The organism is Amycolatopsis xylanica (assembly GCF_900107045.1).
Classification (GTDB): domain Bacteria; phylum Actinomycetota; class Actinomycetes; order Mycobacteriales; family Pseudonocardiaceae; genus Amycolatopsis; species Amycolatopsis xylanica.
Genome location: NZ_FNON01000002.1, coordinates 341,296 through 364,920 on the forward strand (window position 1 = coordinate 341,296; position 23,625 = coordinate 364,920).

At 68.9% G+C, this 23,625-nt stretch carries 18 protein-coding genes and 1 pseudogene; 12 read left to right on the forward strand and 7 right to left on the reverse strand.

Features of this window, described 5'->3' with window-relative positions; genetic code table 11:
* The first annotated feature begins 113 nt into the window (after positions 1–113).
* The 4 genes from BLV57_RS09260 to BLV57_RS09275 all read left to right on the forward strand — a co-directional run bounded on the left by BLV57_RS09260 (position 114) and on the right by BLV57_RS09275 (position 3,817).
* Positions 114–1,214 carry a LacI family DNA-binding transcriptional regulator gene (locus tag BLV57_RS09260; protein WP_091289044.1) on the forward strand — a complete coding sequence of 367 codons (1,101 nt, stop codon included), beginning with the start codon at positions 114–116 and terminating at the stop codon, positions 1,212–1,214.
* 94 nt (positions 1,215–1,308) lie between these two features.
* Positions 1,309–1,800 carry a beta-class carbonic anhydrase gene (locus BLV57_RS09265; protein WP_091288235.1) on the forward strand — a complete coding sequence of 164 codons (492 nt, stop codon included), beginning with the start codon at positions 1,309–1,311 and terminating at the stop codon, positions 1,798–1,800.
* A gap of 112 nt (positions 1,801–1,912) precedes the next feature.
* Positions 1,913–2,782 (forward strand): HhH-GPD family protein, encoded by an 870-nt coding sequence (locus BLV57_RS09270; RefSeq protein WP_091289045.1) that lies wholly within the window; start codon positions 1,913–1,915, stop codon positions 2,780–2,782.
* A gap of 90 nt (positions 2,783–2,872) precedes the next feature.
* Complete coding sequence (locus BLV57_RS09275; protein ID WP_091288236.1) at positions 2,873–3,817, forward strand: peptidoglycan recognition protein family protein; 945 nt, start codon at positions 2,873–2,875, stop codon at positions 3,815–3,817.
* Between the two features lie 67 nt (positions 3,818–3,884).
* Here BLV57_RS09275 and BLV57_RS09280 read toward each other — a convergent pair whose 3' ends face one another.
* Positions 3,885–4,649: an alpha/beta fold hydrolase gene (locus tag BLV57_RS09280; RefSeq protein WP_281244400.1), complete on the reverse strand. Its 765-nt coding sequence runs from the start codon at positions 4,647–4,649 to the stop codon at positions 3,885–3,887.
* A gap of 14 nt (positions 4,650–4,663) precedes the next feature.
* Between BLV57_RS09280 and BLV57_RS09285 the strand changes: the two genes are divergently transcribed.
* Complete coding sequence (locus tag BLV57_RS09285; protein ID WP_091288237.1) at positions 4,664–6,109, forward strand: M1 family metallopeptidase; 1,446 nt, start codon at positions 4,664–4,666, stop codon at positions 6,107–6,109.
* On the opposite strand, the gene BLV57_RS09290 is transcribed toward BLV57_RS09285, so the two are convergent.
* The gene (locus tag BLV57_RS09290) at positions 6,085–7,503 is read right to left on the reverse strand and encodes an AAA family ATPase (RefSeq protein WP_091288238.1); all 1,419 of its coding nucleotides are present in this window, start codon (positions 7,501–7,503) and stop codon (positions 6,085–6,087) included. The two genes, BLV57_RS09285 and BLV57_RS09290, sit on opposite strands and share 25 nt — an antisense overlap.
* Positions 7,504–7,552: 49 nt before the next feature.
* Between BLV57_RS09290 and BLV57_RS09295 the strand changes: the two genes are divergently transcribed.
* Positions 7,553–7,855, forward strand: coding sequence for an antibiotic biosynthesis monooxygenase family protein (locus BLV57_RS09295; RefSeq protein ID WP_091288239.1), 303 nt, complete (start codon positions 7,553–7,555; stop codon positions 7,853–7,855).
* Positions 7,848–8,663 (forward strand): SIR2 family NAD-dependent protein deacylase, encoded by an 816-nt coding sequence (locus tag BLV57_RS09300; RefSeq protein WP_245757235.1) that lies wholly within the window; start codon positions 7,848–7,850, stop codon positions 8,661–8,663. The genes BLV57_RS09295 and BLV57_RS09300 overlap by 8 nt, the downstream gene beginning before the upstream one ends.
* Positions 8,664–8,810: 147 nt before the next feature.
* Here the strand turns inward: BLV57_RS09300 and BLV57_RS09305 are convergent, their stop codons facing one another.
* Both BLV57_RS09305 and BLV57_RS09310 read right to left on the reverse strand, forming a co-directional pair.
* A complete protein-coding gene (locus BLV57_RS09305) occupies positions 8,811–9,743 on the reverse strand; it encodes an endonuclease/exonuclease/phosphatase family protein (RefSeq protein ID WP_245757236.1) in 933 nt (310 codons plus the stop codon).
* Between the two features lie 69 nt (positions 9,744–9,812).
* A complete protein-coding gene (locus BLV57_RS09310) occupies positions 9,813–10,007 on the reverse strand; it encodes a hypothetical protein (protein WP_091288240.1) in 195 nt (64 codons plus the stop codon).
* A gap of 115 nt (positions 10,008–10,122) precedes the next feature.
* On the opposite strand from BLV57_RS09310, the gene BLV57_RS09315 reads away from it, so the two are divergent.
* Positions 10,123–11,085 (forward strand): ATP-binding cassette domain-containing protein, encoded by a 963-nt coding sequence (locus tag BLV57_RS09315; protein ID WP_091288241.1) that lies wholly within the window; start codon positions 10,123–10,125, stop codon positions 11,083–11,085.
* Positions 11,082–11,882 (forward strand): ABC transporter permease, encoded by an 801-nt coding sequence (locus BLV57_RS09320; protein WP_091288242.1) that lies wholly within the window; start codon positions 11,082–11,084, stop codon positions 11,880–11,882. The genes BLV57_RS09315 and BLV57_RS09320 overlap by 4 nt, the downstream gene beginning before the upstream one ends.
* Positions 11,883–11,981: 99 nt before the next feature.
* Here BLV57_RS09320 and BLV57_RS09325 read toward each other — a convergent pair whose 3' ends face one another.
* Complete coding sequence (locus BLV57_RS09325; protein ID WP_091288243.1) at positions 11,982–15,152, reverse strand: AfsR/SARP family transcriptional regulator; 3,171 nt, start codon at positions 15,150–15,152, stop codon at positions 11,982–11,984.
* Between the two features lie 146 nt (positions 15,153–15,298).
* On the opposite strand from BLV57_RS09325, the gene BLV57_RS09330 reads away from it, so the two are divergent.
* From BLV57_RS09330 to BLV57_RS09340, 3 genes are all read left to right on the forward strand, one after another.
* Positions 15,299–16,744 (forward strand): M1 family metallopeptidase, encoded by a 1,446-nt coding sequence (locus BLV57_RS09330; protein WP_091288244.1) that lies wholly within the window; start codon positions 15,299–15,301, stop codon positions 16,742–16,744.
* 130 nt (positions 16,745–16,874) lie between these two features.
* Positions 16,875–18,224: a PQQ-dependent sugar dehydrogenase gene (locus BLV57_RS09335; protein ID WP_176968553.1), complete on the forward strand. Its 1,350-nt coding sequence runs from the start codon at positions 16,875–16,877 to the stop codon at positions 18,222–18,224.
* 52 nt (positions 18,225–18,276) lie between these two features.
* The gene (locus BLV57_RS09340) at positions 18,277–19,728 is read left to right on the forward strand and encodes an alpha/beta hydrolase (protein WP_176968554.1); all 1,452 of its coding nucleotides are present in this window, start codon (positions 18,277–18,279) and stop codon (positions 19,726–19,728) included.
* A gap of 159 nt (positions 19,729–19,887) precedes the next feature.
* On the opposite strand, the pseudogene BLV57_RS09345 reads toward BLV57_RS09340, so the two are convergent.
* Both BLV57_RS09345 and BLV57_RS09350 read right to left on the reverse strand, forming a co-directional pair.
* Positions 19,888–21,009, reverse strand: a pseudogene (locus BLV57_RS09345) (Hsp70 family protein); the annotation flags it as partial.
* A 63-nt stretch (positions 21,010–21,072) separates the two neighbouring features.
* Positions 21,073–23,625, reverse strand: a complete 2,553-nt coding sequence (locus tag BLV57_RS09350; protein WP_091288247.1) for an ATP-dependent Clp protease ATP-binding subunit — start codon at positions 23,623–23,625, stop codon at positions 21,073–21,075.

A 23,625-nucleotide genomic window follows, 5' to 3' on the forward strand; every position in this document is an offset into this window, starting at 1 on the left:
GTTCGAACGCAAACCGAGGTGACCAGCGGCACTGACGGTCACGACCTAATCGAGACATCGCACACGTGTCGTGTCTCTTCACCGAATACCTTCTGAACCGTTACGGTTTCCGGATGGGCCGTCCTATTCGCACAAGGAGGCAGGCGACACTGGCGTCGCTGGCCGCCGAACTCGGCGTGTCCAGAACCACCGTGTCCAACGCCTACAACCGGCCTGACCAGCTCTCACCGGAGCTGCGCAGGCGCGTGCTGGAGACAGCGCGCCGCCTCGGCTATCCAGGCCCGGACCCGGTCGCCAGGTCACTGCGCACCCGCAAGGCCGGAGCGGTCGGGCTGCTGCTCACCGAGAACCTGTCGTACGCGTTCCGCGACCCGGCCGCCGTCGGCGTGCTCGAGGGACTGGCGCTGGCCTGCGAGGACGCGGGCGTCGGCCTGCATCTCGTGCCGGCCAGCCCCGGCCACGAGGACGTCGCCGCGGTGCATCGCGCTGGCGTCGACGGGTTCGTCGTCTACTCGGTGCCGGACGACGATCCGCATCTCGCGGCCGTGCTGCAGCGGCCGGTGCCGACGGTGATCATCGACCAGCCGCGCATCGACGGCGTCGACCGGGTCGGCCCCGACGACGCGGCGGCGGTCGCCAACATCGCGAATCACCTCGTCGAGCTGGGCCATCGCCAGATCGGCGTGCTCTGCATGCGGCTCGCGCGCGAGCGCAACGACGGCTTCGTGACGCTGGAGCGGCAGAGCAACGCGCACTTCCACGTCCAGCGGCTGCGCCTGGAGGCGCTGGCGGCGGCGTTCTCACTGGCCGGCGTCGACTGGGCGAACGTGCCCGTGGTCGAGCGCTTCGACCACACCGTCGACGAGGGCGCTTCGGCCGCGCGGCAGCTGCTCGACGCCAATCCCCAGGTCACGGCGCTGATCTGCACCTCGGACATCCTCGCGCTCGGCGCGCTCGCCGAGGCGGAGCGGCGCGGGCTGCACGTTCCCGGCGATCTGACGGTCACCGGCTTCGACGGCATCGCCGAGGCGGAGCGGATCGGCCTCACCACCGTCCACCAGCCGGTGCTCGAGAAGGGCAAGGCTGCCGGGAAACTGCTGCTCGGCGCGTCCGAACGGGTGACACCCAAGATCATCACCCTGCCGACCGAACTCCGCGTCGGCCGGACGTCCGGACCCCCTAGGACCGCCGAGGAACGCTGGTTCGGCCCGTGATGTTGGTCAACTGAACCCCTAACGGCGTTGCCCGGAGGGCTGTTCACCAGTTCCAATAGGTGAACAGCCGCGAACGCCGAAGGGTGGGACCAGATTGACCTCCATCGACGTACTGCTCAAGCGACACGACGACCTGGGCGACGACCGCAAGGGTGACCGTTCGTCACCGCAGCCCTCGCTCCACGTCGCGATCCTGACGTGCATGGACGCGCGCATCAGGGTGTTCGAGATGTTCGGCCTGCTCCAAGGTGAGTCGCACGTCCTCCGCAACGCCGGCGGCGTGGTCACCGACGACATGATCCGTTCGCTCGCTCTTTCGCAGCGCAAACTGGGCACGCGCGAGGTGCTGATCGTGCAGCACACGAACTGCGGCCTTTCGCTCGTCACCGAGGACTCGTTCAAGGACGAGCTCGAGGAGGCGGGCGGGGTCCGGCCGACCTGGTCGATCGAAGCCTTCCGCGAGGTCGACGACAGCGTCCGCCGCTCCGTGCAGCGCGTCCGCCGCAGCGACTTCCTCCCGCACACCGACAACGTGCGCGGCTTCGTGTACGACGTCTTCACGGGCAAGCTGACCGAGGTCGAGTAACCACCTCGTTTTAGCCCGAAAGCCACTTTCGTCAGGTCTCATCTGACGAAAGTGGCTTTCGGGCTATGGCATCTGACGAACGTCACTTTCGGGCATCGGTAGAGTGCCGCTGGTGCGGGCAGAGGTTTTGATCGACTGGTTCGACGAGCATGGGCGGGACCTGCCCTGGCGTGAGCCGGAGTGCACCGGCTGGGGCGTGCTGGTCAGCGAGATCATGTTGCAGCAGACGCCGGTCGCGCGGGTGCTGCCGATCTGGCAAGAGTGGCTCAAGCGGTGGCCGGTCCCCTCGGCGCTCGCGGCCGAGAGCCAAGGCGAGGTCGTCAGGGCCTGGGGCAAGCTCGGCTACCCGAGGCGCGCGCTCAGGCTGCACGCCGCCGCTGCCGAGATCGCCGAGAAGCACGGCGACGTCGTTCCGTCCGATGTGGACACTCTGCTCGCGCTGCCGGGTATCGGCGCCTACACCGCGCGCGCGATCGTGGCTTTCGCCTACGGCAAGCGGGCGCCGGTCGTCGACACCAACGTGCGGCGGGTCGTCGCGCGCGCCGTGCACGGTGCCGGTGACGCCGGGCCGCCGTCCAACACCCGCGACATGGCGGACGTCGAAAAGTTCCTGCCCGCCCAGGACGCGCCTGCCGCGAAGTTCTCCGCCGCGCTCATGGAGCTCGGTGCGTTGATCTGCACGGCGAAGTCGCAGCGGTGCGCCGATTGTCCGTTATACGCGGACTGCGCGTGGCAGAAGGCCGGGCGACCCGCCTACGCGGGCCCGGCGAAGGCCGTGCAGAAGTTCGCAGGCACCGACCGCCAGGTGCGCGGGCTGCTGCTCGACGTGCTCCGCGGCACCGAGGGCCCCGTTGAACAGGCGAAACTCGACCTGGTTTGGCACGATGCCGGGCAACGGTCCCGCTGCCTCGACTCGCTTTTGGTCGACGGGCTGCTCGAGCAGACCCGCGACGGGCTGTTCGCACTGCCCGGCGAACACTAACGCGTTAGGCCAAAAGTCTGTTGGTAGTTGTCGAAGAGGTGTGACCGGGGTTACCTTCCTCGCACCTGCATCCCGGCGAGGGAGTTCGAAATGGTTGATCGCCGCACCCTGCTCAAAAGCGGACTGGCCGCCACGGCCGTCGGCGCGTCCGGCATCCTCGGCACCGGAGTCGCGCACGCGATCCCGTCGCCCCGTATCTACACCTGCACCGAGTGGAGCGCGCGACCGCCCGCCGCGCCGATCACCGTCGAGAATCATCGGCCCACCTACATCGTCGTGCACCACACCGTCGACCCCGGCAACGTCGACGACTACTCGAAGGCGCACGCGTTTTGGGCAGCGCGGGCGATCCAGAACTTCCACATGGACACCCGCGGCTGGATCGACACCGGCCAGCAGTTCACCAACAGCCGCGGCGGCTACGTGATGGAAGGCCGCCACCGCAGCCTCGAAGTCCTGCGCGGCGGCACGAAACACGTGCAGGGCGCCAACGTCGGGAACCACAACAGCGAGTGCATCGGCATCGAGAACGAGGGCCTCTACAGCACTGAAGACGTTCCGGGCGCGCTGTGGAACTCGCTGGTGCAGCTGGTCGCCTACATGGCGCAGCAGTACGCGATCGACCCCGAGTTCATCAAGGGCCACCGCGACTTCAACTCGACCGAGTGCCCCGGCCAGGTGCTCTACGACCGGCTGCCGGAGCTGCGCGACGAGGTGTCCCGGCTGCTCGGCTACGCGGCCAGGCGAAGCGCGACCACCGAGTGGCCGTTGCTCAAGCCGGGCGCCACGGGTCAGCGAGTCCTTGTCGCGCAACGGCTTCTGCGCGACAAGGGTTACAACGTGCCGACGGATGGCGTATTCGGCCCGTCCACAAAGGACGCCGTGCGGTCGTTCGCCGCCGCGCGCGGCGTGCCGTCCGCGACCTGCTACGCGAGTGCGAACACCGACGAGTCAGGGTTCCTCGGCGCCGACCTCTGGCCGTTGCTCACCACCGATCCGCACGCCCTCAAAGCCCAGCTCGCCACCAGCCGATGAAACCCCGAAAGTGACTTTCGTCAGATCGCATCTGACGAAAGTCACTTTCGGGGTTTCGGCGCCGGTCTCAACGAGCTAGGACCTCGCTGAGGAAGGCCTCGACGGCGCCCCGGTACTCCCACGGGGCGTCTTCGTGGACGACGTGGCCGGCGCCCGCGACCACCAGGTGCCGCCCGTCAGCCGCCCGCGCGGCGGCCTCGGCCTGCTGGCCGGGCGGCATCAACGTGTGCTCACCCTCGATGACCAGCAGCGGGCACTTGATCGAGTCCACAATGGACCAGTAGTCGCGGCGGCCCCATTCGGCCGCGATCTCGTACAGCGTGGGCAGTTCCGCGATCAGGTGATAGCCGTCGGCTCGCTCCTCGAAGCAGTCGGCGAAGTAGTCGCCCAGCGAGCCGAAGTACGCGCGCACCTCGTCGAGCGAGCCGAACGGCACCGGCCAGGACTCGAAATGCGCCTTCCACGGGTCGACCGTCCGCCCGCGCTGATCCGGCGCGAAGTCCTCGCTCACCACCGCGAGCGCCAGCGACGGGTACCTCGCCGCGAACGCCCACGCGTGCAGTCCGCCCATCGAGTGTCCGATCACCACGGCGGGCCCGGCGTCGAGCGAGCGCACGAGCGCCGCGACGTCGTCCGCGAACCGCTCGGTCTCCCACGGGCCACTGCGTGAGCCGCGCCCGTGACCGGCCGCGTCGAGACCGAAAACCTGGCCGTACGGTTCGAGCCAGCGCGCCACCCGTGACCAGGTGCGGGCGCGGCCCATCAGCCCGTGCAGCAGGACGATCGGCCGCCCTTGACCGCCGAACGTAACCAAACCGTCGCGCTGGATCACCTAGACTCGCTTTCATGCGCCGCCGCCGAACCCCGACGATCATGCTCGCGCTGATCGCCGTCACGATTATCGGCTGCAGTGCCGACACCCAGGCCCCGCCCATGCTCGCGAAGCCGCCACCGGCGCCGATGGATCCCAAGCCGGGCGCGCCGGGAGCGGGCGACGAGGCCTACCCGAACGACGGCAACGGCGGCTACGACGCGCTCGACTACCAGGTCGGCATCGGTTTCGACCCGGCGACGAGCCACCTCGACGGCGACACCACGGTCACCGCGCGCGCCACCCAGGACCTCAGCCGGTTCAACCTCGACCTGCGCGGCCTGGAGGTCGCCTCCGTCCAGATCGACGACAAGCCCGCCCAGTTCGCCCGCGAGGGCGAGTTCGAGCTCGTCATCACGCCCGCCGAGCCGATCCGCTCGGGCACCGTCTACCGGACCAGGGTCATCTACTCGGGCAAGCCGACGCAGGCCGCGACGGCCGCGCTCGGCGACGGCGGCTGGCTCAAGTCGACCTCCGGCGGCGCCTACGTCGTCGGTGAGCCGCATTCGGCCGCGTTCTGGTACCCGGTCAACGAAACCCCGCTCGACAAGGCGACGTTCCGCCTCACCGCCCGGGTGCCGGACGGCTGGACCGTGATCTCGAACGGCCGCGACACACCGCCGAAGTCGGTGGGCGGCTGGTCGACCACCACCTGGACGGAGCCGAACCCGATCGCGAGCTACCTGACCACGATCGCCGTCGACAAGTTCACGGTCGACCGCGCCACACTGCCGGACGGCACCCCGGTCATCAACGCGTACGCGCCCGGCACCGAGTCGAAACGCGACATCGAGAACAAGCTCCCCGAGGTGCTGGACTTCCTCAAGACCAAGTTCGGCGCGTACCCGCAGAGCGCGGCGGGCGGCATCTTCGTCAACGAGGACATCCACTTCTCGCTGGAGACGCAGACCCGGCCGACCTACGCGAAGTGGGCCGATCTCGGCACGATCGTGCACGAGAACGCCCATCAGTGGTTCGGCGACACGGTCTCGGTGCGCTCCTGGTCCGACGTCTGCCTCAACGAATGCTTCGCCTCGTACGCGCAGTGGCTGTGGCAGGAGCGCAGCGGCGACGACCTCGACGCCCGCTACCGCGCGGCGCTGGAGATCACCGGGAAGAGCGCGGAGTTCTGGTCGCATCGGCTGACCGGCGCGGGCACGGGCCACGAGTTCGAAGGCGTCTACGACAAGGGCATCCTCGCCATGCACGCGTTGCGGCGGAAGCTCGGCGAAGACGTCTTCAACCGGCTGCTGACCGGCTGGCCGCAGCAGTTCAAGAACGGCAACGCGTCGTGGAACGACTTCGAGCTGTTCACCAGCAACCTCGCGGGCACGAAGCTCAACACGTTCTTCGACACCTGGTTCCACTCCGACAAGGTGCCCGCCGACGCCGACCTCTACCCGGGGAAGCTGCGCGGCTGAGATTCACCCGATTCACCCGAGCCCAGCAAGGCCCTGGTCAGGGTGTTGTGCTCACCCTGCATCTCGGCCAGCGCGGCCGTCAGCGTCTCGCTGCCGACGGTCACCGCGCCGCCGTCCGGGTCGTCCGCGATCGCCTTCAGCACGGCGCGGCGCAGCAGTTCCTTGATGTACGACGCCGTCACGCCCTCGGTCGACTCGACGATCGGCGCCAGATCGGCGGTCAGCTCGATGCCGCGGCCGTAGAGCTCGAGCAGTCGCAGCCTGCCGTCGGCGTCCGGTTTGGGGATCTCGACGGCGAGATCGACCCGGCCAGGCCGGTCCGTCAGCGCGCGCTCCAGTTCGTCGGCGCGGTTGGTGGTGAGCACGAAGGTGACGTTCGCGTCGCGCCCGATGCCGTCCATCGCGTCGAGGAGCATGAACAGCAGCGGGTTGGCGCCTGCCGGTCCATAGACGCGTTCCTGTGCGATGAGGTCGACGTCCTCCAGCACCACGATGCTCGGCTGGAGCCGCCTGGCGAGTTCCGCCGCCTTCGAAATCCAGCGCATGGCCATCCCGGTCAGCACGATGACCGTGCTCTCGGGCAGCCTGCCCATCAGGTAGCGGACCGTGTGGGTCTTGCCGGTGCCAGCGGGACCGTGCAGCAGCAGGCCGCGTTTGAGGTGCTGCCCGGCGGCGAGCAGCCGCTCGCCGCTCGCGTCGATGCCGACCGTATGCCGCTCGATCGCTTCGAGAACGCCCTCGGCAAGAATGACCTCGTCATCGGAAAGTTCGGGTCGCGGCATGAAGCTCAGCAGCTCGTTGCCGCGGTGTTCGTTGGTGCCGAACGCGAGCACCTGCCCGCGCAGCACGTTGTGCGCGTCCATCAGCCGCTCGATCTCCTCGCGCACGCCCGCGGCGACCTCGCGGGAACCCGCCAGCACCTCGAATCGGCAGACCTCCTGGCCGAACATGGCGTTCGCACCGCGGATCCCGATGATCACCGGCGTGCCGTCCGCCGCGGTCGCGGGCACCAGGCCGAGCTGGATCACCTCGGTGGCGTCCTCCGGCCCGGTGGCGACGGTGGCGTAGTCGACCGCGCCCAGCTCGAACGTGCCGCTGCGGCGCGCCTGCACCAGCATGCTGATCAGCTCTTCGTGCGCTCGCTGCCCGCCGACGATGCCGAACCACTCGCCCGCGCCGTGCCGCTCGAGATACGCGTCGACACCGGCCTGCACCGAGGCGTGCTCCCACTGCGGCCCGTTGCGGCCGACGAGCACGACCTGGGAAAGCGGGATGCCGAGATGCGTCGTGACCTTCTCCACCAGCTCGTTCGACGCGCCGCCGCCCGCCACCGCGTCGGCCGTTGCCTTGATGATGCGATGCAGATCCATCGCGAATTCGTGGTCGTCCCCCATGCTTCGAGAGTGGCACGGGTCACATGGATTGGCCAGTAGGGTGGAGGCCATGGCAGTAGTGAAGATCAACGCGATCGAAGTTCCCGAAGGCGCCGGCCCCGAGCTGGAGAAGCGGTTCGCGGCGCGCAAGCACGCCGTCGACACGCAGCCCGGTTTCCTCGGTTTCGAGTTGCTGCGCCCGGTCGCGGGCGAGAACCGGTACTTCGTCTACACGAAGTGGGAGACCGAGGAGCACTTCCAGGCGTGGCGCAACGGCCCCGCGGTCGAGGCGCACGCCGGCGAGCGCGCCAAGCCGGTGGCCAGCGGCGCGAACCTGCTGGAGTTCGAGGTCGTCCCGCTCTCTGGTGACTGAGCTCGAACGCGCGGCCAAGCTGATCTCTTCGGCGGGCGCGCTCCTGGTGTGCGCGGGCGCGGGCATGGGCGTCGACTCCGGCCTGCCGGATTTCCGCGGCGACAAAGGCTTTTGGCAGGCGTACCCGCCGTACGCCGAGCTCGGCCTCGAGTTCGTGACGTTGGCGAACCCGCGGCATTTCGCGGTGGACCCTTCGCTGGCTTGGGGTTTCTACGGGCACCGTCTCGAGCTGTACCGCGAGACGGTGCCACACGAGGGCTTCCGGCTGCTGCTTGAGTGGGGTGCCGCGACACCGGGCGGCGTCTGGGCCTTCACGTCCAATGTAGACGGACAGTTTCAACGCGCGGGCTACTCCCAGGTGGTCGAGGCGCATGGCTCGATCCATCACCTGCAGTGCGTCGACCAGTGCGGCTCGGGCATCTGGCCAGCTTCGGTCTCGGTGTCCGTCGATCCCGAGACGATGCGCGCGGTCTCGGAGCTGCCGTCGTGCCACTCGTGTGGCGGGCTCGCCCGGCCGAACATCCTGATGTTCGACGACTACAGCTGGGAATCCGCCCGCACCGACGCCCAGATGTCCGGCCTGACTTCGTGGCGACGCGCCCAGCGCGACCTCGTGGTCATCGAACTCGGCGCGGGCCAAGCGGTCCCCACGGTCCGCCGCTACGCCGAACTCGCCAGCGCGGCCACCGGCGCCCTCATCCGCGTCAACCCCCGCGAACCCAGCATCCGCCACGACCGCGGCATCTCCCTCGCCTCAGGCGCCCTAGAAACCCTGACAGCGATCAACGCCCTGCTCACCTCACCCTGACGCCCCAAAAACCCTCGCAGGGCCCGAAAGTCGCCTTTGGGCCAAGCGAACCCCGAAAGGGGCGTTCGTCAGGTCCGATAGCCCGAAAGCCACTTTCGTCAGATCGCATCTGACGAAAGTCACTTTCGGGCTTTCGTCGGCCGAGGGTCAGGGCAGGGCCAGCTCGGCGTAGACGGCGCGGTGGTCGCTCCCCGGCATGTCGAAGACCTGGTACGCACGGACGGCGACGCGCTGGTCGGCCAGTACGTGGTCGATGGTCACCAGCGGCGGGAAGCTCGCGGACGGCCACGTGGGGTCGAAGCCGGAACCGACCTCGTTGGCCGCGTCGTGGTAGCCCGTGGCCAGCAGGTTGCGGAGCTTGAAGTGGTCCAGGGTCGCGTTCAGGTCACCCGCGATGATCCGCAGGCCAGGTCCGGCGGGCGGCAGGTCGGCGAACTCCGTGGCCCAGACGTCCGCCTCCCACATCGGCGCCGCCGGGTGCGCCGCGACGATCTCGACCACCCGGTCGTCGACGGTCAGCGAGGCCATCGGCTGCTTGCGCGTCAGCGGGATCTCGGTGAGCGGATAGCGCGAGAAGATCCCGCTACCGGCCGCGCCACGGCTCGGGTGGACCACGCGGAACGGCAGGATCTCCGCCAGCCCGGCCTGGTCGAGGCGGGCGACCGCCGAAGTCGGCAGCTCGACGAGGTTCAGCACGTCGACGTGCTGGGCGCGGACCAGGCGGACGACCTCGGCCGGGTCGGCTTCACCGACGAGCAGGTTCGACGCCATCACCCGCAGGGTCGGACCGGACACCGCGGGCTGCTCGTTGGCGAAGGCACGCGGCAGCACCATCGAGGTCAACGCCAGCGCCACCACCACCGCGGCCGCGCCGACCCGCCATTGCCGCAACACCAGGCAGAGTGCCGCGAGCAAGGCCGCGCAGACGGTCGCGTAGGGCGTCAGCGCGATCGCCGCGATGGTCGGCTTCGGGCCGTCGATCCCGAGCAGGCGCAGCCCGGTGAGCGCGGCGAACGGGAAGAGCGCGAGCCACAGCACGACCACCGACGCGCGGACACGGGGTTTCTCAACTACCTGCACGATCCCAGTTTGCCGAGTTCGCGCCGGTCAGGTCCGGTCTACACAGGACCTACACGAGATCTGCCCAACTCAGACGTGCCGGTAATGCCCGGTCGCGCGGGCCAGTAGCTGCTGGACACCCTCGTCGTCGGCGACGGTCAGCTTGCCGAGCAACGCGGCCGCGGCCTTGCCGCGCAGCACGGTCACCGTCCGGCCGCCTCTGGCCACCATGACCTGGCCGTTCTTCGTCGCCCGCCACTCGAACGGGTCATCTTCGAGTCCCATCCGCGCATCGTGCCTGACAGGACCTGTCAGCGCCGCCGGTTTTCTGCCAGCGCGCTGTGCGGCCGGTGCCAGGTCCGCCGCCCAAGCTGGCATCCGGTGAAAGGGAGGACACACGATGTCTCATGCGATCCGGGCGGAAGGCCTGGTGAAGGAATTCGGCGCCACGAAGGCGCTGGCGGGGGTCGACCTGGAGGTCCCGGAGGGCAAGGTGGTGGGGGTGCTCGGGCCGAACGGCGCCGGCAAGACCACGGCCGTCCGTATCCTCGCGACGTTGCTCAAGCCCGAGGCCGGGCATGCCACGGTCGGCGGCTTCGATGTCGTCAAGGACCCCGTGCGGGTCCGGCGGATGATCGGGCTGACCGGGCAGTACGCCTCGGTCGACGAGGACCTGTCCGGCACCGAGAACCTGGTGCTCATCGGCCGTTTGCTGCAGCTGTCGCGGGGGGACGCGAAGGCGCGCGCGGTCGAGTTGCTCGAGCAGTTCGAGCTGACCGACGCGGCGTCGCGCGCGGTCAAGACCTACTCCGGGGGCATGCGGCGGCGGATCGACCTGGCCGCGAGCCTGGTCGGGCGGCCAGCCGTGCTGTTCCTCGACGAGCCGACCACCGGTCTCGACCCGCACGCGCGCAACGAGGTGTGGGCGGTCGTGCGGCGTCTGGTCGCCGACGGCTCGACGGTGCTGCTGACCACGCAGTACCTCGAAGAGGCCGACCAGCTGGCCGACAGCATCACCGTGTTCGACCACGGCCGCGTGGTCGCGGACGGCCGTGCCGACGAGCTCAAGCGCCGCGTCGGCGGCCAGACGCTGCAGGTGCGGCCGAGCTCGCTCGCCGACATCGACGCCGTCGGCCGGATCCTCGCCGAGCTGACCGGCGTGCTGCCGGTCCGCAACGAGGACACCGGGCTGCTGACCGCGCCCGTGTCCGACCCCGTTCTGCTGTCCACTTTGGTCAGGCGGCTCGACGACGCCGGCATCACCGCCGACGAGCTCGCGCTGCGCCTGCCCAGTCTCGACGAAGTCTTCCTGGCACTGACCGGGAAGCCCGCCGAGGCCGAACCCGAAAAGAGCCTGGTATGACCACGATGACCGCACCGGCGCCGTTGCGCCTCAGCCCCGGCCGGGCGCTCCAGGACGGGATTTCCCTTGCCTGGCGCGGAGTTCTCAAGATCCGCAAGAACCCGGAGCAGCTGATCGACGTCACGCTGATGCCGATCACCTTCCTCGTCATGTTCGTCTACATCTTCGGCGGCGCGATCGCGAACGGCGACATCGGCGCCTACCTGCAGCGTGCCGTGCCCGGCGTGATGGCGATGAACATCCTGCAGGCCAGCATGACCATCGGCGTCTCACTGAACACCGACGTCAGCAAGGGCCTGTTCGACCGCTTCCGCAGCATGCCGATCGCCAGGTCGGCGCCGCTGATCGGCGCGGTGTTGGCCGACCTGGTCCGCTACGTGGTGTGCATGGCCGTGCTGCTGGTCGTCGCGACGATCATGGGTTACCGCTTGCAGACCGACTTCGCGTCGCTGTTGTTCACGATCGCGCTGCTGCTCGTGTTCGGCCTCTGCACCTGCTGGATCTCGGTGTTCGTCGGCATGCTGATGAAGACGCCCGGCGCGGTGCAGGGCGTGATGTTCGTGTTCCTCATGCCGCTGACGTTCGGCAGCGACGTGTTCGCCCCTGCCGACACGATGCCAGGCTGGCTGCGAGCCTGGGCGGAGATCAGCCCGGTGAGCCTGATGGCGAACGCCGGGCGCGGGCTGATGAACGGCGGCGAGTTCGCCGGGCCGCTGCTCGGCGCGTTCGGCTGGATGGCAGGCCTGATCGCGGTCTTCTTCCCCCTGGCGATGTGGGCCTACCGCCGCCGCGTCTAGCCAAACCCCGAAAGCCACTTTCGTCAGGTGCTATACCCCGAAAGCCACTTTCGTCAGATCGCATCTGACGAAAGTGGCTTTCGGGCTAAAACCGGGGGGTTAGGCGCCGGTTTCGCGGAGGGCCCAGGCCATTGCGTCCGGTTTGGACAGTGCGGCGCCGAGGCGGTAGCGCTCGGCGTACTCGGGTGCGCCGAGCGCTTCTTCGAGGCGCGGCACCAGGGCGCGCAGCTCCGGGTTGCCGTGGTCGAACCGGCCGCGGACCACTTCGCTCACCCCGAGCGCGGTCGCGGCGGTCGCGGCGTCGGACTGGCCGAAGCGGAGCTGTGCGAGCACTTCGACGGCCCTCGCGAGATCCGGCATGTCATGGCGGGCGACCGTCGACCGCGTGACCGTGCGAAGCCGGTCCGCGACAACGGGCCAATCCTCTTCGAGCACCGCCACGCGAGCTTCCAGCGCGGCCAGCCACTCCTCGCCGATCTCACCGGGAAACGGCAGCAGCGACTCGACTTCCCGGAAACGCTGGATCTCCGCGCGTACCGCGTCCAGGTCGCGCGTCATCAGCAGCAGCTCGGCCTTGCCGAACGACGCCATCAGGTTCAGCTGCGTGTTCCCGCTGCGCTGGGCGATCACCTCCGCGGCGCGGACCTCGCGCCAGGCACCATCGTGGTCACCGGCGCGAGCACGTTCCAGCCCGAGCCGCCAGCGCTGCTGGATGATGTCGTCGTCGGAGTTGAGCTCGAGCGCCAGTTCCAGGCCCTGCTCGTAGACCTCGATCGCGGCGGCGCCATCGCCCGCCTGTGACAGCGCCTCGGCACGCATGCCGAGCGTCATCGCGGAGCCCCACCGGTCACCGACCGACTGGAAGATCTCCAGCGCCTTGGCCTGCGCGCGATTGCCGCCCTCGACATCGCCCCGGTCGTTGAGGATGAAGCTCTCCATCCAATGCCCCGCCCCGCGCGCCCACAGATCGTCGCTGGCGAGCGAGCGCCTGACCTCGCGCATCGCCAGATCGAGATCGTGGGTGAAGAACGCGAGCATCGGCAGCGCGATGCTCAGCCCCGGGAACCGTTGGTACGCATTGCTTTCGACGCACTCGTCGATGACCGCGCGCACGTCGAGGCCGTCGGGCACGATCGGAATGCTCAGGTTCATCGCGTGGAAGGCGCTGATGGCGGCGGCCGCGTCACGCGGCATGCCGTCGCGCAACGGCAGCAGCTCCACCATGGTCGCCAGCGCCCGCTCGTTGTGGCCGCGCAGTATCCAGAACCAGAACACCGAGACGGACAAGTCGCACGCGCGCAGCGCGTCTTCGGCATCGATGGCGTAGCGCAGCGCCGCCATGATGTTGTCCTGCTCGACGTCGTAGACGGCGATGGCGGACAGCTGGTCTGCCGTCCTGACTTTCGGCTCGATCTCGCAGGCCAGCGCGGCGTAATAGCCGGTGAACCGCGACCAGGTCTCCTCGACCTCATCCGCCTCCGCGAGCCGCTCGCCCGCGTAAGCCCTGATGGTCTCCAGCATCCGGTACCGCGGATCGCCGTTGTCGGCAACGTAAGCGTCCACAATGGACTTCTCGACCAGTGACCCGACGACGTACACGCAGTCGTCGGCGAGCAGGTTCCCGCCCGCGCAGACCGCCTCGATCGCCGCGAGCCCCGCACCGGCGCCGAACAGGCTGAGCCTGCGCGCGAGCGCTCGCTCAGCGTCGTCGAGCAGATCCCAGCTCCACTCGACGACGGCGCGCAGCGTGCGCTGCCGGGGCAGCGCCGCCCTGCTGCCGGAAGTGAGCAGGCGGAACCGATCGTCGAGGCGCTGCGCGATCTGGTCGACGGTCATCGACCGCAGCCGCGCGGCGGCCAGTTCCAGTGCCAGCGGCATCCCGTCCAGTCTGCGGCAGATTTCGGCCACAGCGTCCACAGTGGACTCGGTGAGTTCGAAGCCGGGCCGCACAGATCGTGCGCGGTCGACGAACAGCCGGACCGCGCTCAGCTCGGTCGCCTCCGCGACCGTGAGCCGTTCACCCGGCACCGCCAGCGGACCGAGCGAGCACAGCGTCTCACCCTCGATCGCCAGCGGTTCCCTGCTGGTGGCCAGGATCCGCAGCCCGGGAACCCGGCCGAGCAGGTGATCGACGAACCGCGCGGCGGCGTCGATCAGGTGCTCGCAGTTGTCCAGCACCAGCACGCACTCCCCGCCGCTGAGCGCCTCGACGATGCGCTTGGCCGGGTCCATCGGCGGCTTCCGCGTCTCCGTGGCGATGCGGATGTCCCAGAGCCCGAGCGCGGCGAGCACGGCGTCGGGAACGTCAGCGGGATCGCGGACACCGGCCAGCGGCGCGAACCAGACACGGCCGCGCGCGTTCGCCGGGTGCTTGGCGACGGTTTCGGTCGCCAGCCTGGTCTTGCCCGCGCCACCCGGCCCGACGAGCGTCACCAGCCTGCTGCCCGAGAGCAGCTCGGTGAGCAGCTTGAGCTCGTCCTCGCGGCCGACGAAGCTGGTCAGCCGGGTCGGCAGGTGATCGGCGGCTTTCACCGGCGCGGTGACCTCACCGCGCAGCACCGCGAGATGGGTCCGCTGCAGCTCCGCCGACGGGTCGACGCCGAGTTCGTCCGCCAGCGTGGCGCGCAGCGTCTCGTAGACGGCCAGCGCTTCGGACTGCCTGCCCGCCGAAGACAGCGCACGCATCCGCAGCCCGGCCAGCCGCTCGCGCAGCGGGTGCGCCGCGCTGGCCGTTTCGAGGTCGGCGAGTATCTCGGCGTGCGCGCCGAGCTGGAGCCGCGCGTCGAAGAGGTCCTCGGTCGCGGTGTCGCGCAGCTCGGTCAGCCTGGTGATCGGCGCACGCGCGAACGGCGCGTCGGCGACGTCCGCGAGCGCATCGCCACGCCACAGCCCGAGCGCCTCGGTGAGGATCGCGGCGGCCTCGGAGGCGCGCCCGGCGCCGAGTTCGCGCTTGCCGCGCGCCGCGAGCGTCTCGAAGCGGTGCGCGTCGACCTTCTCGGCGGGCAAGTCGAGCCGGTAACCACCCGTAGTCGACTCGATACCGGTCCCGACCACCTTGCGGAGCCGGGAAACCAGTGACTGCAACGCGTTCGCGGTGTCCGACGGCAGCTCGGAACCCCATAGGCCGTCCGTGAGCGCCTCACTGGTCACCGGCTTGCCCGCGGCCAGCGCGAGCCTGGCCAGCAGCATGCGCAGCCGCACCCCGCCGATGTCGAGCGGGGTGCCGTCCGCCGCCTCCAGCCGCACCGGGCCGAGCAGTATCACCTGCACGAACCCAGCTTTCCAGACGGCCGGTCCGCGCGTGCCCGTAAGGGCCGACCTAAGTGGGGACTTTTGCGATGAACGGGGTAATTCCGGCGCTTTCGGCGGCCCGAGGGGATAGGTTCCGCTCACATTGAGTCACACGAGGAGAGTTCATGACTAGTCCGAATCGCTGGCGTCGCCGGACGACGGTGTTCGCCGCCGTACTGGCGTGCGTGAGCCTCGGCACCGGCGTGGCCAACGCCGGCTGGGGTGGGGGAAAGCCGGGTAGTGACGGGGCTGGCGACAGCTACTACCCGAAGGACGGCAACGGCGGTTACGACGTCGCCGACTACGACCTCGACGTCGACTACGTGCCCGCGACCAAGCAGCTGACCGGCACCGCGAAGATCGCCGCGCGCGCGACCGAGTCGCTGAGCTCGTTCAACCTCGACCTCCACGGCCTGACCGTGGACTCGGTCAAGGTCAACGGCCTCACCGCGAAGTTCAGCCGCGCGGGTGACGAGCTGACCATCACGCCGCGGCTCACCCTGTGGCGTGGCCTGCCGTTCTTCGCCGAGGTCAAGTACCACGGCGTGCCGGAGGCCATCAACGACCCGCTGCTCGGCCTCAACGGCTGGCAGTTCGCGAAGAACGGCGGCGCGTTCGCGGCAGGCGAGCCGAAGTCGGCCAGCACCTGGTACCCGGTCAACGACACCCCGCGCGACAAGGCGACCTTCCACCTGGCGATGACCGTGCCGAGTGAGTGGGAAGTCATCTCGGTCGGCAAGGAGCGCGGCAAGCGCACCTCGCCGAAGGGCACCACGACCACGTACTGGGCCGAGGACACCCCGACGGTGCCGTACATGACCACGGTCGCCATCGACAAGTGGGAGTTCGAGCGCGGCAAGCTGCCGGACGGCACGCCGATCCTCAACTCGTACGCGCCGGGCACGCCCGCCACGACGAAGGCCGCCGAGGCGCGCCTGCCGGAGATCATCGAGTTCCTGTCGTCGAAGTTCGGCGAGTACCCGATCGACGCGGCGGGCGGCATCTTCCTGGCCGAGCCCATCGGCTTCTCGCTGGAGACGATGAGCCGCCCGATCTACTCGGGCCGTGCGGGCAACGTGAGCACGATCGTGCACGAGAACGCGCACCAGTGGTACGGCGACTCGGTCGCGGTCGACCTGTGGAAGGACGTCTGCCTCAACGAGTGCTTCGCGTCCTACGCGACGTGGCTGTGGTCCGAGGCGAAGGACAACGTCAACCTCGACGCGCGCTATCAGACGAACGTCAAGAACGCCACCGACGCGTTCTGGAACTCGCCGGGCAACAAGCTGTACGACATGGGCCCTGGACGCGAGTTCACGGCCGTCTACAGCAAGGGCCCGCTGGCGCTGCACGCGCTGCGCCGCACGATCGGCGAAGAGGCGTTCGCCAAGGTGCTGAAGACCTGGCCGTCGCTGCACCGTGACGGGAACGCGAGCTTCCCCGAGTTCCAGAAGTACGTGGAGAAGGTCGCGCACCAGAACCTCAAGGGCTTCTTCGACGCCTGGTTCTACACCCCGGCCAAGCCGGCGCCCGAGTACCTCTACCCGGGTCCGTTGAAGCCGACCCCGTAAAAGGGGCTCGTGCGCGTTGCGGGCGGTTAGAACCGCCCGCAACGCGCACGAGTCTTGCTAGCCTTAGCCGACTCCGCCGTCGCCCCTGTTGTCTCGACGAAGGCGGATGTTCATGAAAAGAACCTGGGCAATGGTCTGTGCCATACCGCTCGCGCTGGGTGTGCTCACCCCGGCCGAGGCGTTCGCGGCCGACACCACCCCACCGAGCACGCCGACAGGCGTGCAGGTCACCAAGGTCTCGGCGAACAGCGTCGCGCTGAGCTGGACCGCGTCCACCGACGATGTGGCCGTGCAGCGGTACAACGTCTATACGGGCACCACGCTCGTCGGCTGGTTCACCGGCACGAGCGGCTCGATCGACGGACTGGCCCCGAAAACCGCGCAGACGTTCACCGTCCGCGCCATGGACGCCGCGAAGAACCTCTCCCCGGACAGCGCGCCCGTCACCGCCACCACCCGCCGCGGCCACGACTCCGTCGGCCAGGTCACCACGATCGCGCCCGAGACCGACGTGCCGTGGGGCCTCGCGTTCCTGCCGGACGGCTCGGCGCTCTATGGCGACCGCGACGCTCAGACCGTCAACCGCCTTTCGCGTGACGGCAAGGCCAAGACCCTCGCGGGCAAGGTGCCCGGCGTCGTCGGCACCAACGGCGAGGGCGGGTTGCTCGGGCTCGAGCTTTCGCCGCATTTCCGTTGGGACCACTGGGTTTACCTGTATCACACCTCCGAGACCGACAACCGGATCGTGCGGATCAAGTACGAGCACGGCGCGCTGGATCTCGCCTCCGAGCAGGTACTGCTCTCCGGGATCGTGAAGAACAAGTTCCACAACGGCGGCAGGCTGCGCTTCGGCCCCGACGACAAGCTCTACGCCTCGGTCGGCGACGGCCAGACCTCCGCGAACGCGCAGGATGTCAACTCGCTCAACGGAAAGATCCTCCGGCTGAACCCGGACGGCTCACCGGCGGCCGACAATCCCTTCTACGCCAACGGGGGCAACGCCCGCTACGTCTGGAGCATGGGCCACCGCAACCTCGAAGGTCTCGCGTTCGACTCACACGGCAGGCTGTGGGAGTCTGAGTTCGGCAACAGCATCCTCGACGAGCTGAACCTGATCGAAAAGGGCGGCAACTACGGGTGGCCCGCTTGCGAAGGCACCGTCGGCGACTGCGCGAACCCGGCGTTCAAGGCGCCTGTGCGGACCTGGAAGGTCGCCGACGCGTCGCCGAGCGGCATCGCGATCGTGCACGACACCATCTATATGTCCGCGCTGCGTGGTGAGGCGTTGTGGGTCATGAAGATCGACGGCGACACCACCAGCACCCCGGTGGCCTACTTCCACGGGAAGTTCGGCCGCGTCCGCACCGTCGAGCCCAGCCCCGACTGCGGACTGTGGATCACCACCTCCAACGGTGGCGACAAGAACAACATCCCCGACGACACCAACGCGCAGTTCCTGCACGTCTCGCTGGGCCATTGACCTGACCGGGGTCACCGGCGCGAGCCGGTGACCCCCTTTGATGGGGGTAATCATGTTTCTCCGCCGCTGTCTCGCGGTGCTGACCGCGTTACTCGTCCTCACCTCCGGCTTGCCCGCCTGGGCCGCGACGACCACGTCGTGGACCGACTGCGGCGACGGCTTCGAATGCGCGACGCTGCAAGTGCCGCGTGACTACCGGAACCCCGCGCTGGGCACCATCCCGCTCGCGGTGAACCGGCACCGGGCGACCGATCACGCGCACCGCGTCGGCGCGCTGCTGGTCAACCCCGGCGGACCGGGCGGCTCCGGGCTCCGCTTCGCCAAGCGCCTGCTGCCCCGGTTCCCCGAACTCGCCGCACGCTTCGACGTGGTCGGCTTCGACCCGCGCGGGGTCGGCGCGAGCGGGCAGGTGCGGTGCCTGACCGACGAAGAGACCCGGCGGGGCTTCGAGGACGCGCGGCCGTTGACCTTCGACCGCGGCCAGGCATTCGCGGCCCAGTTCAACGCGGCCTGCCAGGCACGCAGCGGGGACATGCTGCCGTACATCGGCACCGAGTCCGTCGCCCGCGACATGGACCAGATCCGGGTGGCGCTCGGCGAGGAGAAGTTCAACTACTTCGGCGTCTCGTTCGGCACGTTCATCGGCACGGTGTACGCCAACCTGTTCCCCAAGCGCATCCGCGTGATGGCGTTGGACGGCGCCTACGACCCCGAGGCTTACGCGAACCGGCCGTACAGCTACGACTTCTGGCAGTACGTCGAGATCGAAGGCGCGCTCAACCGGATGCTGGACTGGTGCGCTCGCGACGCTTCTTGCCCGTTCGGCGACGGCGACCCGCACGGCGCGTTCGACCGCCTTGTCCGTTCTTTGGATCGCGATCCGGTCCGCGACCCCGACGGCAAGGTCCTCGCGAACGGCTCGGTTTTGGCGTACAGCATGATCTTCGAACTCAACGGCGGCACCTCGGCGTGGCGCACACTGGCCGCGCAGCTGCAGGAAGCGGCGAGGTCGCGCACTGGGGACCTGCTACTGCCCCTGAGCGACTCGTCGAGCTTCTTCGCGGCCAACGTCGCGGTGGAATGCGCCGACCGCGTCTACCCGGCTGGACGCTTCGAGCTGCGCGCCCGCCTGGCGCTGGCGGCCGCGGTGGGCCCGCGCCTCGGCCCAATCGCCGCCTACGGCCCGCCCGGCTACGACCACTCACACGCCAACGCCTGCCAGCGCTGGACCGCTCAGCGCGCCAGCCGCTACCCCGGTCCGTGGAACGCACCCGGCTCGGCCCCGATCCTGGTGGTCGGCACCACGGGCGACCCCGACACCCCATACCGCGACGCCGTCACCCTCGCCCGCACGCTGGACAACGCCCGCCTCCTCACCTTCGTCGGCGAAGGCCACTCGGGCCAGGGCCACAGCGCCTGCGCCCGCGCGGCCATCACCGCCTACCTGGTGAACCGCACCCTCCCAGCCCCCGGCACCCGCTGCACCGACAACCCCACCCCCTGACCACCCCCAGACCCGACGAAATAACGCCCGAAAGTGACTTTAGGGCCCAGCTCGCGTTGCCGAAGCCCGAAAGGGGCGTTCGTCAGGTGTGATAGCCCGAAAGCCACTTTCGTCAGATAGGACCTGACGAAAGTGGCTTTCGGGCTTCGACGGCTACCAGGGGCGGGGGGCGGGTGGGTGGGGTGGGGGTGGGACCGGGGCGAAGGCCGGGACCGTGAGGTCGCCGAAGCCGCCGGTCGCCGGGACGTGGTGCAGGCCGAGGGCGACCGCCGTTTCGGGTTGGTCGCGGGTGGCTGGCGGGATGCCGAGCTGGTGGTGCAGCAGCGAAGCGAGCAGGGGCATGCGGCTCGGCCCGCCGACCAGGTAGACGCCGCCCAGTTGGCGGGGAGTCAGCCCGGCGGCCCGGATCGTCGCGGCGAAAAGCTCCGCGCTGCGCAGGAAACTGGGGCGTACCAAGGCTTCCAGCTCCGCGCGGGTGACCATGACGTCCTGGAACGGCTCAGGCATCGGAACGGCCGTCGAGGTGTGCCGGGACAGGCTTTCCTTGGCGCCCTTGACATCCTGCAGAAGCGCGCGCCGGTCGCGCCGGTCGGAGGTGCTGACCGGGCGCAGGATTCGTTGCCACTGCTGGGGATCACGGTGCGAGACCTCCCGGCCGATGTGCATCAGCAAGGCGTCGTCGATGTCGATGCTGCCCAGGTCGGCGAAACCGTCGTCGGCCAGCACCGAGAAGCCGTGCACCACCGCGCAGTCGAAAGTGCCCGCACCGAGGTCGTAGACCGCCAGCGGGCCGAGCGGGCGGCCCGCGGTCGCCGAGTAGTGCGCCGCGGCCGCCACCGGCTCGGGGACCAGGAGCATCGTCCCGCCGAAGCCGGCCAGCGCGGCGGCTTCGCGGAGCACGGCCTGGTGTGCGGCGCCCCAGCGCGCCGGATGCGAGATGCGGACCTGGCCTGGGGAAAGCCCGCCGAGCGCGCGCTCGGCCTCCTCACGCACCCGCCTCAGCACCGCGGCGAAGGCATCCGTGACGCGGACGTCGTGCGCGCCTAGGCGCAGGGTGCCCTCGTCGATGCGGCGTTTCGGGTTGGGTTCGAACCGGCTCGGGTCGAGCCTGGCCTTGCGCTCGGCCTCGCGGCCGACGACCAGCGTGCCGTCGTCGTTGACGAAGATCGCCGACGACATGGTCATCGAAGCGTCGAATTCGATCGGGCGCGGCAACTGCCCGCCGACCGCTATCGACGCGACCGTGCTCGAAGTCCCGAAATCGATCCCCAGCACGTCCATGGAATCGATCATACGAAAAGAGCGGCCCCCCTCCGGAAAGGGGAGCCGCTCTCTTCAGAGCACTCAGCCGGCTTCGGCTTCGCCCGCGTCGTCACCGCTCGCGGCGATGCTGACCGGCGGGCTGTCCGGGACGGCGGTCGGACGGGCTTCACCGCGGAAGGTGAACTTCGCCTCGTCGTCCCTGTCCTCGACCTCGCCGCTCCAGCCTTCGACGTCGACCACGATGATCTGGCCCGGCTGGATCTCGCCGAACAGGATCTTCTCGGACAGCTGGTCTTCGATCTCCCGCTGGATGGTGCGACGCAGCGGCCGCGCGCCGAGCACCGGGTCGAAGCCGCGCTTCGCGAGCAGCGCCTTCGCCTTCTCGGTGAGCTCGAGCTCCATGTCCTTGGCCTTGAGCTGCTTCTCCACCCGCGTGGCCATCAGGTCGACCATCTGGATGATCTGATCCTTGGTCAGCTGGTGGAACACGATGATGTCATCGATACGGTTCAGGAACTCGGGCCGGAAATGCTTCTTCATTTCCTCGTTGACCTTTTGCTTCATCTTCTCGTAGCGGTTGCTGGTGTCAGCACCCGACGAGAAGCCGAGCGAAACGGACTTCGAGATGTCCGAAGTGCCGAGGTTCGAGGTGAAGATGAGCACCGTGTTCTTGAAGTCGACCGTGCGGCCCTGGCCGTCGGTGAGGCGGCCGTCTTCGAGCACCTGCAGGAGCGTGTTGTAGATCTCCTGGTGCGCCTTCTCGATCTCGTCGAAAAGGACCACCGAGAACGGCTTGCGCCGCACCTTCTCGGTCAGCTGCCCGCCCTCTTCGTAGCCGACGTAGCCCGGAGGGGCACCGAAGAGCCGCGAAGCGGTGTAGCGGTCGTGGAACTCACCCATGTCGATCTGGATGAGCGCGTCGTCCTCGCCGAACAGGAAGGCGGCCAGCGCCTTCGACAGCTCGGTCTTACCGACACCCGACGGGCCCGCGAAGATGAACGAGCCGGAAGGCCGCTTGGGGTCCTTCAGCCCGGCACGGGTACGCCGGATCGCCTGGGAGACGGCCTTGACGGCGTCCTCCTGGCCGATGATGCGCTTGTGGAGCTCGTCCTCCATGCGCAGCAGGCGGGTGGTCTCCTCCTCGGTGAGCTTGAACACGGGGATCCCGGTCCAGTTCGCGAGGACCTCGGCGATCTGCTCGTCGTCGACCTCCGCGACGACGTCCAGGTCACCGTCCTTCCACTGCTTCTCCCGCTCGCCCTTCTGGCCGAGGAGGGTCTTCTCCTCGTCGCGCAGGCGCGCGGCACGCTCGAAGTCCTGAGCGTCTATGGCCGACTCCTTGTCCCTGCGGACGTCGGCGATCTTCTCGTCGAACTCGCGCAGGTCCGGCGGAGCGGTCATCCGGCGGATGCGCATCCGGGCGCCCGCCTCGTCGATCAGGTCGATCGCCTTGTCCGGGAGGAACCGGTCGTTGATGTAACGGTCGGCCAGCGTGGCCGCCGCGACCAGCGCGGAGTCGGTGATCGAGACGCGGTGGTGCGCCTCGTACCGGTCGCGCAGGCCCTTGAGGATCTCGATGGTGTGCTCGAGCGACGGCTCGCCGACCTGGATCGGCTGGAAGCGGCGCTCCAGCGCGGCGTCCTTCTCGATGTACTTGCGGTACTCCTCGAGCGTGGTCGCGCCGATCGTCTGCAGCTCACCGCGGGCGAGCATCGGCTTCAGGATCGAAGCCGCGTCGATCGCGCCCTCGGCGGCACCCGCGCCGACGAGCGTGTGCAGCTCGTCGATGAACAGGATGATGTCGCCGCGGGTCTTGATCTCCTTGAGGACCTTCTTGAGCCGCTCTTCGAAGTCACCGCGGTACCGCGAACCGGCGACCAGTGAGCCGAGGTCCAGCGTGTACAGCTGCTTGTCCTTGAGCGTCTCGGGCACCTCGCCCTTGACGATGTTCTGCGCGAGCCCCTCGACGACGGCCGTCTTGCCGACGCCCGGCTCGCCGATGAGCACCGGGTTGTTCTTGGTGCGGCGCGAGAGCACCTGCATCACGCGCTCGATCTCCTTGCCGCGCCCGATGACCGGGTCGAGCTTGCCCTCGCGGGCCGACGCGGTCAGGTTGCGGCCGAACTGGTCGAGCACCAGCGACGACGACGGCGTGCCCTCGCCACGGCCGGAGCCGGATTCCTGCGGCTCCTTGCCCTGGTAGCCGGACAGGAGCTGCAGCACCTGCTGGCGGACCCTGTTGAGGTCGGCGCCGAGCTTGACGAGCACCTGGGCGGCGACGCCCTCGCCCTCGCGGATCAGCCCGAGCAGGATGTGCTCGGTGCCGATGTAGTTGTGGCCGAGCTGCAGCGCTTCGCGCAGTGACAGCTCCAGCACCTTCTTGGCACGCGGCGTGAAGGGGATGTGACCGCTCGGGGCCTGCTGCCCCTGGCCGATGATCTCCTCGACCTGCTGGCGGACACCCTCCAGCGCGATACCCAGTGATTCCAGCGCCTTGGCGGCGACACCCTCACCCTCGTGGATCAGACCCAAGAGGATGTGCTCGGTGCCGATGTAGTTGTGGTTGAGCATCCTGGCTTCTTCTTGAGCCAGCACAACCACCCGCCTCGCGCGGTCGGTGAACCTCTCAAACAT

Excerpts from the sequence above, each read along its gene's own strand:
- BLV57_RS09260 (WP_091289044.1), top strand. The coding sequence starts at position 114 with ATGGGCCGTCCTATTCGCACAAGGAGGCAGGCGACACTGGCGTCGCTG.
- BLV57_RS09275 (WP_091288236.1), top strand. The coding sequence starts at position 2,873 with ATGGTTGATCGCCGCACCCTGCTCAAAAGCGGACTGGCCGCCACGGCC.
- BLV57_RS09285 (WP_091288237.1), top strand. The coding sequence starts at position 4,664 with ATGCGCCGCCGCCGAACCCCGACGATCATGCTCGCGCTGATCGCCGTC.
- BLV57_RS09290 (WP_091288238.1), bottom strand. The coding sequence starts at position 7,503 with ATGGGGGACGACCACGAATTCGCGATGGATCTGCATCGCATCATCAAG.
- BLV57_RS09295 (WP_091288239.1), top strand. The coding sequence starts at position 7,553 with ATGGCAGTAGTGAAGATCAACGCGATCGAAGTTCCCGAAGGCGCCGGC.
- BLV57_RS09310 (WP_091288240.1), bottom strand. The coding sequence starts at position 10,007 with ATGGGACTCGAAGATGACCCGTTCGAGTGGCGGGCGACGAAGAACGGC.
- BLV57_RS09315 (WP_091288241.1), top strand. The coding sequence starts at position 10,123 with ATGTCTCATGCGATCCGGGCGGAAGGCCTGGTGAAGGAATTCGGCGCC.
- BLV57_RS09320 (WP_091288242.1), top strand. The coding sequence starts at position 11,082 with ATGACCACGATGACCGCACCGGCGCCGTTGCGCCTCAGCCCCGGCCGG.
- BLV57_RS09330 (WP_091288244.1), top strand. The coding sequence starts at position 15,299 with ATGACTAGTCCGAATCGCTGGCGTCGCCGGACGACGGTGTTCGCCGCC.
- BLV57_RS09335 (WP_176968553.1), top strand. The coding sequence starts at position 16,875 with ATGGTCTGTGCCATACCGCTCGCGCTGGGTGTGCTCACCCCGGCCGAG.
- BLV57_RS09340 (WP_176968554.1), top strand. The coding sequence starts at position 18,277 with ATGTTTCTCCGCCGCTGTCTCGCGGTGCTGACCGCGTTACTCGTCCTC.
- BLV57_RS09350 (WP_091288247.1), bottom strand. The coding sequence starts at position 23,625 with ATGTTTGAGAGGTTCACCGACCGCGCGAGGCGGGTGGTTGTGCTGGCT.